This is a genomic window from Actinotalea caeni, assembly GCF_009733795.1.
In the GTDB taxonomy this organism is placed as follows: Bacteria; Actinomycetota; Actinomycetes; order Actinomycetales; family Beutenbergiaceae; genus Pseudactinotalea; species Pseudactinotalea caeni.
The window spans coordinates 42,393-54,079 of record NZ_WNXX01000022.1; the positions used below are offsets into that span (position 1 = coordinate 42,393).

The following is an 11,687-nucleotide window of genomic DNA, read 5'->3' on the forward strand; positions in this document are numbered from 1 at the left end:
CGCGGCAGCTCGGCAGTGTCGGTTCGCCCGGTCTTCGTAGGGCTCCCGACGTCACAACTCCTGACCACGCCCACCCCAACCGTTCGGAGCGGACGTGCTGCTGCTGCTTCTGGTGCACCTGGCCGCGGCTCTCGTCGCGCCCGCACTGATGAAGCTGATGGGGCGGCGCGGGTTCCTCGTGCTCGCCGCAGCACCGGCCGCGGCCGCGATCTGGGCGGTCACGCAGACCTCCGCGGTGCTGCGCGGCGAGGGCCCCACGGTGTCGATGTCGTGGATGCCCGCGATCGGCATGAACCTCGACATGCGGCTCGACGTGCTGTCGTGGTTCATGGTCGTCATCGTCGGTGGCGTCGGCGCGTGCGTGCTCTTCTACTGCGCCTGGTACTTCGCCACCGGCGCCAAGTACCTCGGCCGCTTCGCCGGCATCTTCGTCGCGTTCGCGGGTGCGATGCTCGGGCTCGTCACCACGGACAACACGCTCGTGCTGTACGTGTTCTGGGAGCTGACGACCGTCTTCTCCTACCTGCTGGTCGGCCACTACTTCGACCGCAAGGGCGCCCGCCGCGCCGCCATGCAGGCGATCATCGTGACGACGTTCGGCGGCCTCGTGATGCTCGCCGGCATCGTGATCCTCGGCCAGGTCGACGGCGGCTCCTACTCGCTGCGCGAGCTCGTCGAGAACCCCGTCTCCGGGCCGCTGCTGCCGGTCGCGCTCGTGTGCGTGCTCGTCGGCGCGCTCAGCAAGTCCGCGCTGCTGCCGTTCCACTTCTGGCTCCCCGGCGCGATGGCCGCGCCGACGCCGGTGTCGGCCTACCTGCACGCCGCCGCCATGGTCAAGGCGGGCGTGTACCTCGTCGCGCGGCTCGCGCCCGGCTACGCCGAGGTCCCCGCCTGGCGCTGGGTGATCCTCGTCAGCGCGGGCGCCACCATGCTGCTCGGCGGCTACCGGGCGCTGCGGCAGCACGACCTCAAGCTGCTGCTCGCCTTCGGCACGGTGTCGCAGCTCGGCTTCCTCATCCTGCTGGTCGGGCAGCCCGACCGCGGCGTCGCGCTCGCCGGCATCGCGCTGATCGGCGCGCACGCGATGTTCAAGGCCGCCCTGTTCCTCACGGTCGGTGTCGTCGACGCCGCCGCCGGCACCCGTGACCTGCGCGAGCTCTCGGGCCTGCACCGGTCGCTGCGGTGGGCGTTCGTGCCCGGTCTGCTGGCGACCGCGTCGATGGTCGGGCTGCCGCCCGCAGCCGGCTACGTCGGCAAGGAGGCGGCACTCGCCGGCCTGCTGCACTCCGACCAGCCGACGGCGGTCGTCACCAGCATCGTCGTCGTGCTCGGCTCGGTGCTCACGTTCGCCTACGGCGCCCGCTTCGTGTGGGGCGCGTTCGGCACCAAGAAGGGCCAGCCGGACACCGAGGTCGACCGCGAGGCGGTGGGCCTGTTCGTGCCGCCGAACGTGCTCGCGCTCCTCGGGCTGGCGACCGGCCTGTTCCCGGTCGTCGGCGAGACCCTGCTCGGCCCCTACGCCGAGACCTACCCGGTCGGCGAGGCCGGGCACCTGACCCTGTGGGCCGGGTTCGAGCTGCCGCTGCTGCTGACCGTGGCGATCGTCGTCGCGGGCGTCGTGCTGTTCGTGCTGCGCGACCGCGTCGAGCGGCTCCAGGACGCCGTCGTCAGCCCGCCCGACATGGACCGCGCCTACCGCAACACGATGCGCCGCATCGACCGCGTCTCGGTCGTCGTGACGTCGCGCACCCAGCGAGGCTCGCTGCCGCTCTACCTCGCCGTCATCCTCTCGGTCATGGTCGCCTCGGTCGCGACCGCGATGGTCGTCGGTGGCGTTCAGGTGACGTCGTGGCGATGGTGGGACACCGCCGTCCAGGCCGTCGTGGCGACGATCATCATCATCGGCGCAGTGCTGACGGCGCGCGCCCGCCGCCGCCTGAAGTCGGTCGTGCTGCTCGGCATCACCGGGTACGGCCTGGTCGTGCTGTTCGCGCTGCACGGCGCCCCCGACCTCGCACTCACCCAGGCGCTCGTCGAGACCGTCACCATCGTCGTCTTCGTGCTCGTGCTGCGCCGGCTGCCCGCGTACTACTCCAACCGACCGCTGGCCGCCGACCGGTGGTGGCGGGTCGTGCTCGCGGTCGCGGTCGCGCTCGTCGTCATGGCGGTCGCGCTCGTCGCGCCCGGCTACCGCGTGGACGAGCCGATCTGGCCGCTGTTCCCCGACGAGGCCTACACGTTCGGCTACGGCAAGAACGTCGTCAACGTGACGCTCGTCGACATCCGCGCCTGGGACACCATGGGCGAGATCTCGGTGCTGCTGGCGGCCGCCACCGGCATCGCGTCGCTCATCTTCCTCCGCACCCGCTCGGGGGGCGTCGAGCGAGCTCGTGACGCGCGGGGCGGCACCGTGTGGGCCGAGGCGCTGCCGCAGAAGGTCAAGGGCTACGCGGCGGTCGCGAGCGCGATGGCCACCGGCGAGGTGCGCGCCGGTCGCGGGCGGCAGTGGCTCTCGGGCGGCGCGACGCTCTCGCCGCGGCGCCGGTCGGTGATCCTCGAGGTCACCACCCGGCTCGTGTTCCACACCATGCTCGTGTTCGCGCTGTTCCTGCTGTTCAGCGGGCACAACGCCCCCGGCGGCGGGTTCGTGGCCGGCATCGTCGCGGGCATCGGGCTGACGCTGCGCTACCTCGCGGGCGGCCGCTACGAGCTCGGGGAGGCGGCGCCGGTGCTGCCCGGTGCGCTGCTGGGCGGCGGGCTGTTCCTGTCGGCCGGTGCCGGCATGGTGCCGATGCTGTTCGGCGGCACCGTGCTGCAGTCGGTCGTCGTCGACATCGCCGCCGGTCCGCTGGGCGACATCCACATCGTCTCGACACTGCTGTTCGACATCGGCGTCTTCCTCGTCGTCGTCGGCCTCGTGCTCGACATCCTGCGCACCCTCGGCGCCGAGGTCGACCGGCAGGGCGAGGTCGCCGGCACCACCGCACCCGAGATCGCCTACGACTCCCCGCGCGAGACGCCCGACGACGTCCGCCCGGCCCCCGAGCCGGTCGGCAGCGGGACGGGGGCGCGTGATGGAGCTCGACATCAGCCCCGCCCTCGTGCTCGTGCTGGCGGCCGGCGTGCTCGTCGGCTGCGGCGTGTACCTCGTCCTGGAGCGCAGCCTCTCGCGCGTCATCGTCGGGTTCATCCTCATCGGCAACGGCGTCAACACGCTGTTCCTCATCGCGAGCGGCCGTGCCGGCGGCCCGCCTCTCGTCGGCACCACCCCGACCGAGGAGATGGCCGACCCGCTGCCGCAGGCGATGGTCCTCACCGCGATCGTCATCACGCTCGGGCTGAGCGCCTTCGTGCTGGCGATGGCCTACCGCAGCTGGCAGCTGCACGGCCACGACGAGGTGCAGGACGACCTCGAGGACCGCCGGATCGCGGCGCGCCTCGCACGCGTCGGCGAACCGGTCGACCGCGCCGACGAGGGTGCCGCCGACCTCGACGTCGAGGCCGCCGAGGCCCGCGACGAGACCGAGGAGACCCCGGTGCCGCCGGCCCCGCCGTCGGACCAGGTCACGCTCGACGGGGAGGACCCGGTGGGCAGCGGCGGCAACCCGACCGAGCCCGACGGCCCGCCGGACCCCGGACGCGCCGAGACCGAGGAGCCCGACGCCGTCGACCAGGGAGCCGGCGACGCCGGCGCACCGGCCGAGGACACGGACGACAGCGGCGCCGAGCCGCCGCGACGAGAGGGTGATGCGCCGTGACCTGGCTGGTCCCCCTCCCCGTGGTCATCCCACTCGTGGCCGCCGGGCTCGCGCTCGCCCTCGGCGGTCGCAGCAAGCTGCAGTCGATCATCTCGGCCGTCGCGATCACGCTCGTGCTGCTCGCCGCGGGCGCACTGATGCTGGTGGCGCACACGCAGGGCCCGCAGGTGGTCAACGTCGGCGAGTGGAGCGCCCCCGTGGGCATCTCGCTCGTCGGCGACCGGCTGTCGGCGCTCATGCTGTTCGTGTCCGCGATCGTGCTGCTGTGCGTCCTCCTCTACTCGCTCGCCCAGGGCCTCGCCGACGGCAACGAGGGCGCCCCGATCGCGATCTACCACCCGACCTACCTCGTGCTGGCGGCGGGCGTCGCCAACGCCTTCCTCTCCGGCGACCTCTTCAACCTCTACGTCGGCTTCGAGATCCTGCTCGGCGCGAGCTTCGTGCTGCTGACGCTCGGCGGCACCGGCGAGCGCATCCGGGCAGGGTCGATCTACGTCGTCGTCTCGCTGCTGTCGTCGGTGCTGTTCCTCGTCGCGATCGCGTTCGTCTACACGACGACCGGCACCCTCAACCTCGCTCAGCTCGCCGAGCGGATCGACCGGATCGACCCCGGCATGGCGCTGGTGCTGCAGGTGATGCTGCTGCTCGGCTTCCTCATCAAGGCCGCGGTGTTCCCGCTGTCGGCGTGGCTGCCGGACTCCTACCCGACGGCGCCCGCGCCGGTCACGGCCGTGTTCGCGGGCCTGCTCACCAAGGTCGGCGTCTACGCGATCATCCGCACCCAGACACTGCTGTTCCCGTCCGGGCGGCTCGACGACATCCTGCTGGTGGCGGCGATCGTCACGATGCTCGTCGGGATCGTCGGCGCGGTCGCGCAGGACGACCTCAAACGTCTGCTCTCCTTCACGCTCGTCAGCCACATCGGATACATGGTGTTCGGGGTGGCGCTCGCCAACAAGGCGGGGCTGTCGGCCGCCATCTTCTACGTCGCGCACCACATCACCGTGCAGACCGCGCTGTTCCTCGTCGCGGGTCTGATCGAGCGCCGGGGCGGCACGACGTCGCTGGAGAAGCTCGGCAGCCTCGGGCGGCTGACGCCAGCGCTCGCCGTGCTGTTCTTCGTGCCGGCGATGAACCTCGCGGGCATCCCGCCGATGTCGGGCTTCCTCGGCAAGATCGGGCTGCTGCAGGCGGGCGCGGAGCTCGGCACGCCGCTGGCCTACGCCGGCGTCGCCGCCGGTCTGCTGACCTCGCTGCTCACGCTGTACGCGATCGTCAAGGCGTGGAACCGCGCGTTCTGGCAGGAGGCGCCCGAGCCGCTGCCCGACACGACCGTGCCGCGCACGATGTTCGGGCCCGCGGCCGTGCTGGCGGCGGTCGGCGTCGCGTTCGCGGTGGTCGCCGGCCCCCTCGGCTCCTACACCGACTCCGCGGCCGCCGACCTGCAGTCGCGCAACCCGTACATCGCCTCGGTGCTGGTCGACGGCGAGCGGGGCGACGGCTCGAGCGACGAGGCCGTCGGCGACCAGCCCGCCGACGCCGGGGGTGACGACGATGGCTGAGCGCGTGAGGCTCTGGACCCGCTGGCCGATGATCGTGTGGCTCGCGGCCACCTGGGTGCTGCTGTGGGGCGACCTCACGCTCGCCAACGTGCTCGCCGGGCTGGTGCTGGGCGCCCTCGTCATGGTGCTGCTGCCGATGCCGCGCGTCGGCTTCGACGGGCGCCCGTGGCTGCCCGGCATCGTCGTCCTCGTCGTGCGGTTCTTCGTCGACGTGATCATGGCGTCGGTGCAGGTGGCCAAGAAGGCGCTCGCGTTCGGGCAGCACCCGCGCGCCGCCGTCATCCGGGTGCGGCTGCGCTCGCACTCCGACCTGCTGCTGACGATCACCGCGCAGCTGTGCTCGCTCGTGCCGGGCTCGATCATCGTCGAGGCGCACCGGCTCTCGGGAACCCTCTACGTGCACGTGTTCGACGTCGACGACGCCGGCGGCATCGACGGCGCTCGCGCGCACGCGCTCGAGATCGAGCGACGCGTCATCTACGCGCTGGCCACCGACGAGGAGATCGCCGAGGCCGGCCTGCCGCCGCGGCGCAGGCTGCTGCGCCGTCGTTCCCAGGAGGTGTCCGCATGAGCCCGGTGGTCATGTGGGCCGGCGGCGCGATGCTCGCGGTCGCGGCGCTGCTCATCGTCGCGCGCATCGAGCGCGGCCCGTCGATGCTCGACCGCGCGATCGCCCTCGACGCGCTGGTCGCATCGCTCATGGGCGGGCTGGCGATGTGGAGCGCCGCCACCGGGCGCAGCGACCTGGTCAACGTGCTCGTCGTGCTGGCGCTGGTGGGGTTCATCGGCTCGGTCACGCTCGCGCGGTTCGTCGCCGTCGAGCCCGAGGACGAGGGGCGGATCCTGACCCCCGAGGAGGTCCGGATCCACGACGCGCGGCTGCGCGAGGCGCTCGAGCGCGAGCGGGACCGCTCCGCCGCGGGCCGGGACTCCGCAGCGCAGCGCGCCCACCCGGAGGGGGAGCAGCAGTGAGCGTCGTGGAGTGGGTGGCGTCGGCGTGCTTCCTCCTGGGGTGCGCGCTGACGCTGGTGGCCGCCATCGGCATCCTGCGGTTCCCCGACCTGCTGGCCCGCATGCACGCGGGCACCAAGCCGCAGGTGCTGGGGCTCGTGCTCTCGATGACAGGGCTGGGCCTGTCGATCGGGTCGAGCCAGGTGGCGTGGAAGCTCATCCTCGTCATCGTCTTCCAGTTCATGACGGCGCCGGTGTCGGCGCACATGGTGGGCCGCGCCGGCTACCGGACCGGCAAGGTCCGCGAGGACCTGCTCGAGGTCGACGAGCTCACCGAGGACCTCGAGCGCGCCAAGGCCGACGAGACGCCGGGCTGAGCCCGCCCCGACACCCGGGACCGGCTCAGGGCTTCGTCGCCCCGACCGGCTGAGCGGCCGGTGTCGTCTCGAGGTGCTCGACGCCGTCCGACGTCGGGCCGTGCCGTGGTGCCGCTGGTTACAGTGGTGAGCGAGCCGGCGCCGGTGCCGGTCGGGACCGAGGAGGCGAGAGCCCCTTGCGCGTCTACCTCGGTGTGCTGCGGCTCGACGGGCGCGCCGTGGACGAGACCGCGGTCGCGGACGTCGCGCGGCGCGGCCTGCCGTTCCGGACCGACGGCCGACCGGACGCCTCGTGGCGCTCCGCCGACGGCCGGGTGCACCTGCACGCGTGGCACAACGAGCCGCACCAGCTGGACCGCCCGCTGCTGACCAGCGCCCCCGACGGGCACGGCGCCACCGGGTGGTCCGGGTACATGGTGCAGCCCGCGGGCCCGGCGCGCTCCGGTGACGTCGCCGGGGTCTGGGCGCGGCTGGCGGCCGACGAGCACGGCCTCACCGCCGAGACCTGCGCGTCCGGAGCCGAGGTCGTCTACCACGCCCGCACGGCCGACGCCGTCGTGGTGGGCAACCGCGCGCTGCTCGTCCACCTCGTCGCCGACGCCGCGGGACCCACCGCCGATCTCGTCGGGCTGGCGGGCGTGGTCGCCACCGGGTACCCCGTGACGGATCGCACCGCGTTCGTCGGGGTGCGGGCGCTCGCGCCCGCGTCACGGCTGCGCGCCGACGCCCACGAGGTCGCCGTGCACCCGCTCGCCTCGACCGACCTCGGCACGGCGACGACGGCCGACGTCGCCGAGCGCCTGATCGCGAGCGTCCGACCGCTGGCCGGCCTCGCCGAGCCGGTCCGGCTGGGCCTCACCGGCGGTCGGGACTCGCGGCTGATCCTCGCGCTCCTGCATGCGGCCGGCGTGCCCGTGCAGGCCCGCACGACCGGCGCTGCCGACGACCCCGACGTCGTCGTCGCGACACAGGTCGCGGCCGCTCTGGGGACCCCGCACCACGTGCACCCACCCAGCGGGATGCGCCACGGCGCGATCGACGTCGACCCGCTCGAGCGGCTGCACGCGGCGGTCCGGTTGGGCGAGGGCATGCTCGGCGCCTACGACCGCGTCGGCAAGGTCGACGACGTCTACCGGCCCGAGCTGGTGCCCTTCTCCGGCAGCGGCGGGGAGATCCTCCGAGGCTACTTCGCCTCCTCGATGGCCGACCTCGACGACGCTGTCGAGGCCGAGCGAGAGCTGCGGGCGCGTCTGCTCGTCGGCGTGCGCCGGCTGAACCCGGACCTGGGAGCGGCCTACCAGGAGGACGTCGCTCCCTGGCTCGAGAGCGCGCGCCAGCACGCCGGTGCCGCGCTCGAGGACTTCTACGTGCGGCAGCGGATCGCGCGGTGGCAGGGCGCGGCCCGCAGCGCCACGTCGACGGGCTCGCTCGGGTGGCGTCCGTTCCTCGACCACCACGTCGTGGCGACCGCACGCCGGGTGCCGCTGCCCACGCGCACGAGCGAGCGCCTGGTCGCCGACGTCCTCGACCGGCTGGCGCCCGAGCTCGCCGGCATCCGCTTCGCAGGCCAGCGGTGGGCGTTCGACCGGACGGCGCCCACCGATCCCGCCGCGCGTGCGGCGTGGGAGCAGCGCGAGCCGGTCGGCGGCCGGCACGGCGGCCGGGCCGGCCTCGACTGGCGCACCGACCTCAACCAGGTGAGGGAGGTGCTGCGGGAGGTGGTGCTCGACGCGCCGCCCGAGCTCTGGGAGCTGGTCGACCGGCGGCGGGTCGAGGGCTTCCTCGGCCGCGCCGGCACCCCGTCCCGGAAGGACGCGGTGCAGACCTGGCACCTGGCGACCGTCGCCTGGGCGCTCGCGAGCCGCTTCGGCACCGAGGGTCGGGCGGCGACGGCCAGCCGCCCGGTGCACGTGGAGCCAGGGCGTCCCGAGAGCACCGCGGTGGTGCGCCACCGGCCCGGCGAGGTCCTCGCGGCGGCGTGGCGTCGGGCGCGACAGGTCGTCCGCGGTGTCCGCCGCCGGGTGGGCAGGGTGCTCCGCCCCTGAGGGCGTAGCGCTGGTCGCTCGATCAGCAGGTCAGCCGGCCTGGCGACGTCGGCCGCCGGGGTCGACGCGGTCGCCCGCAGGCACCTTCGCGCCGGCCGAGATGCGGGCCCGCGCACCGATCAGCGTGAGCTCCTCGGTCGTCGGCAGGGCACCCGCGATGCGCGCGCTCCCGACGACGGCCTCGGCCCCGATCGTGGCGCCGTCGTCGACGATCGCGTGGTGCACCCGTGCGCCCGCGCGCACGGTGACGTCGTGCAGCAGCACCGAGTCGCGCACGATCGCACCCTCCTGGACGACCGTGCCCGGCCCGAGCACGCTGCGCTCGACCCGCCCCGCGACACGGCACGCCGGGCTGATCAGGCTGTCGATCACGCGGCCGCTCTGCTCGACGAACGCCGGCATCCGGGGCACGTCGCGGCTGAGGACCGGCCACGCGGGGTCGTCGAGCCGGAGGTCGGTGCTGCGCCGTCGGGTGCGCGACACCAGCACGTCGTGGTGCGCCTCGAAGTACGTCTCCGGCCGGCCGACGTCCTTCCAATAGCCCTGCAGCCGCATCTCCCGCACGGTGCCGCGCTCGACCAGCGCGGGCAGCAGCCGGTCCGGGAAGTCCCCGAGACTGCGGTCCTCGCTCGCGAGCTCCTCCAGCACCTCGAGCACGACGGCGGTGTCGAACGCGAACACCTCGGTCGCGACGACGCCGTGCGCGGGCTTCTCGGGCTTGTCGGCCAGCCCCGTGACCCGGCCGTCGTCGTCGACGTCGATCACCGTGTGGTGCCCGGCCTGCGCAACCGGCACCCGGGTGGTCACGACCGTGGCCACCGCGCCCGACGCGCGGTGCTGGGCGAGCAGCTCGCTGTGGTCGAGCCTGTAGACGTGGTCGCTGCTCATCACGAGCAGCGTCTCGGGCTCCTCGCGCGCGATGGCGTCGCGGTGGGCGTAGATCGCGTCCGCGTTGCCGTCGTGCCAGCCGCCCTCGCCGTCGGCCTCCTGCTGCGGCGGCAGCACCCGCAGCCCGCCGTGGCTGCGGTCGAGGTCCCACGGACGCCCGCCCGCGAGCACCTCGATGATGCTCTGCGTCTCGTACTGGACGACCATCCAGACGTCCTCGACGCCGCTGTGCCGCAGGTTGCTCAGCGGGAAGTCGAGCAGTCGGTAGACACCGGCGAACGGGAGTGCAGGCTTGGCGCGGTCCTGGGTGAGGACCTCCATGCGGTTGCCCTGGCCGCCGGCGAGGACGAGCGCGAGGACGTCGTGTCGGGCCACCCGCGCCATGCTAGTGCGCGGGGTGGTGCCAGGGGCCGGGCGAGACGACCCTCCAGGCCGATCGTCCGGCTCAGGACTTGGCGATGCTGGAGCCGAGCCACTTCGAGGCGCCGCGCGTCGCGTAGGCGCGCACGATCGCCGCGACGGCCGCGCTGACCGCGGCGAACACGACCACCTCGGTCACCGAGATCTCGCCGTCGTCGTCGATCTCCTTCGGCGGCTCGTGACCCGTGACGCCCTTCCACACCAGCGAGAGCGCCTTGGTGGCGACGAGCCCGGTGCCGAGCGTGATGACGGTCGTGATCAGCTTCTGCGGGTTCACTGCAACCTCCTGTGGCCGGTCACACCCACCCTAGGGGTCGTGCGGTGCGCTAGCGTGGTCACCACGACAGGGGAGCGCTCCAGCGCTGAGAGTGCGGTACGCCGCAGACCCTCGAACCTGCTCCGGTTAGCACCGGCGAAGGGAGTCGAGCATCTCTCGCCGTCCACCCGCCGGGTGGCGGCACCCCTTCTCAGCGAACCTGAGGAGGTCACATCACGTGAGCAGCCACACCCGGGGCGTCCCGCGCCTCGTCACGACCCTCGCCGTCGCCGCGGCCGCCGCCCTGACCGGGTGCTCGCTGGCCGGCGGCGGGGCGGAGCCGAGCGGCTCCGCCTCCGCAGGCGAGACCGTGCGGGTGGTCACGCACGACTCGTTCCACGTCCCCGAGGACCTGGTGGCGCAGTTCGAGGCCGAGACCGGCTACCAGGTCGAGCTGAGCGCGCCCGGCGACGGCGGCGCGCTCGTCAACCAGCTGATCCTCACCAAGGACGCCCCGCTCGGCGACGTCGCCTACGGCATCGACAACACCTTCGCCTCGCGCGCGGTCGCCGAGGAGGTGTTCGAGCCCTACCGCTCGCCGGCGCTGCCGGCCGGCGCCGAGCAGTACCTGCTGCCGGGGTCGGAGGCGCTCACGCCGGTCGACATCGGCGACGTCTGCCTCAACGTCGACCACGCGTGGTTCGCCGAGGCCGGGCTGCCGGAGCCGAGCACGTTCGAGGACCTCACCCGGCCCGAGTACGCCGACCTGCTGGTCGTGAGCAACCCCGCCACGTCGTCGCCCGGGCTCGCGATGCTCACCGCGACCGTCGGCGCGTTCGGCGAGGACGGGTACGCGCAGTTCTGGGCGCAGCTGCGCGAGAACGGCCTCAAGGTGACCAGCGGGTGGTCCGACGCCTACTACGTCGACTTCTCCGGCTCCGAGGGGGAGGGCGACCGGCCGATCGTGCTGTCGTACTCGACCTCGCCCGCGTTCGAGGTCGGCGAGGGCGACACCGAGGCCCCGACCGGCGCGCTGCTCGACACCTGCTTCCGCCAGGTCGAGTACGTCGGGGTGCTCGCCGGCGCCGCCAACCCCGACGGCGCCCGGGCGTGGGTCGACTTCATGCTGAGCCCCCAGGTGCAGGCGTCGCTGCCGGAGAGCATGTACGTCTACCCGGTCGACGAGGGGGTCGAGCTGCCCGAGTCGTGGGTCGCGTTCGCACCGCTGGCCGACGACCCGATCGAGGTCGCGCCGGAGGCGATCGACGCCGGCCGGGACGCCTGGATCGAGACCTGGACCGAGACCGTCCTCGACTGACCGTGCCCACCCCGGACCCCGACCCCACCGGCCGGACGTCGCCGCCGAGCGGGGTCCGGGCGGCAGCCGCGCGCCCGCGGCCACGGCGCCCGCTCGCGCGCGGTCCGCGGGG

The 11,687-nt window shown here is 73.6% G+C and carries 9 protein-coding genes, 1 pseudogene and 1 riboswitch; of the genes and pseudogenes, 8 read left to right on the forward strand and 2 right to left on the reverse strand.

Annotated features, from left to right (window positions below; translation table 11 throughout):
• Positions 1–94: 94 nt before the first annotated feature.
• From GPA02_RS15735 to GPA02_RS15765, 7 genes and pseudogenes are all read left to right on the forward strand, one after another.
• A pseudogene (locus GPA02_RS15735) lies at positions 95–2,974 on the forward strand (Na+/H+ antiporter subunit A); the annotation flags it as partial.
• Between the two features lie 100 nt (positions 2,975–3,074).
• Positions 3,075–3,758, forward strand: a complete 684-nt coding sequence (locus tag GPA02_RS15740; RefSeq protein ID WP_156201400.1) for a Na(+)/H(+) antiporter subunit C — start codon at positions 3,075–3,077, stop codon at positions 3,756–3,758.
• Entirely contained in the window at positions 3,755–5,320 is a 1,566-nt protein-coding gene (locus GPA02_RS15745; protein WP_156201391.1) for a Na+/H+ antiporter subunit D, read from the forward strand. The genes GPA02_RS15740 and GPA02_RS15745 overlap by 4 nt, the downstream gene beginning before the upstream one ends.
• Positions 5,313–5,891 carry a Na+/H+ antiporter subunit E gene (locus tag GPA02_RS15750; RefSeq protein ID WP_156201392.1) on the forward strand — a complete coding sequence of 193 codons (579 nt, stop codon included), beginning with the start codon at positions 5,313–5,315 and terminating at the stop codon, positions 5,889–5,891. The genes GPA02_RS15745 and GPA02_RS15750 overlap by 8 nt, the downstream gene beginning before the upstream one ends.
• Complete coding sequence (locus tag GPA02_RS15755; protein ID WP_193567879.1) at positions 5,888–6,292, forward strand: MrpF/PhaF family protein; 405 nt, start codon at positions 5,888–5,890, stop codon at positions 6,290–6,292. The genes GPA02_RS15750 and GPA02_RS15755 overlap by 4 nt, the downstream gene beginning before the upstream one ends.
• On the forward strand, positions 6,289–6,648 hold the full coding sequence (gene mnhG / locus GPA02_RS15760; protein WP_156201393.1) for a monovalent cation/H(+) antiporter subunit G: 360 nt from the start codon (positions 6,289–6,291) through the stop codon (positions 6,646–6,648). The genes GPA02_RS15755 and mnhG overlap by 4 nt, the downstream gene beginning before the upstream one ends.
• A gap of 176 nt (positions 6,649–6,824) precedes the next feature.
• Positions 6,825–8,693, forward strand: coding sequence for an asparagine synthase-related protein (locus GPA02_RS15765; protein WP_156201394.1), 1,869 nt, complete (start codon positions 6,825–6,827; stop codon positions 8,691–8,693).
• Positions 8,694–8,723: 30 nt separating this feature from the next.
• On the opposite strand, the gene GPA02_RS15770 is transcribed toward GPA02_RS15765, so the two are convergent.
• On the reverse strand, positions 8,724–9,956 hold the full coding sequence (locus tag GPA02_RS15770; RefSeq protein WP_204986647.1) for a glucose-1-phosphate adenylyltransferase family protein: 1,233 nt from the start codon (positions 9,954–9,956) through the stop codon (positions 8,724–8,726).
• A 70-nt stretch (positions 9,957–10,026) separates the two neighbouring features.
• The gene (locus GPA02_RS15775) at positions 10,027–10,278 is read right to left on the reverse strand and encodes a DUF4235 domain-containing protein (protein ID WP_156201396.1); all 252 of its coding nucleotides are present in this window, start codon (positions 10,276–10,278) and stop codon (positions 10,027–10,029) included.
• A 58-nt stretch (positions 10,279–10,336) separates the two neighbouring features.
• Positions 10,337–10,439, forward strand: a riboswitch (TPP riboswitch).
• A gap of 56 nt (positions 10,440–10,495) precedes the next feature.
• On the opposite strand from GPA02_RS15775, the gene GPA02_RS15780 reads away from it, so the two are divergent.
• Complete coding sequence (locus tag GPA02_RS15780) at positions 10,496–11,575, forward strand: thiamine ABC transporter substrate-binding protein (protein WP_156201397.1); 1,080 nt, start codon at positions 10,496–10,498, stop codon at positions 11,573–11,575.
• Positions 11,576–11,687: the final 112 nt, after the last annotated feature.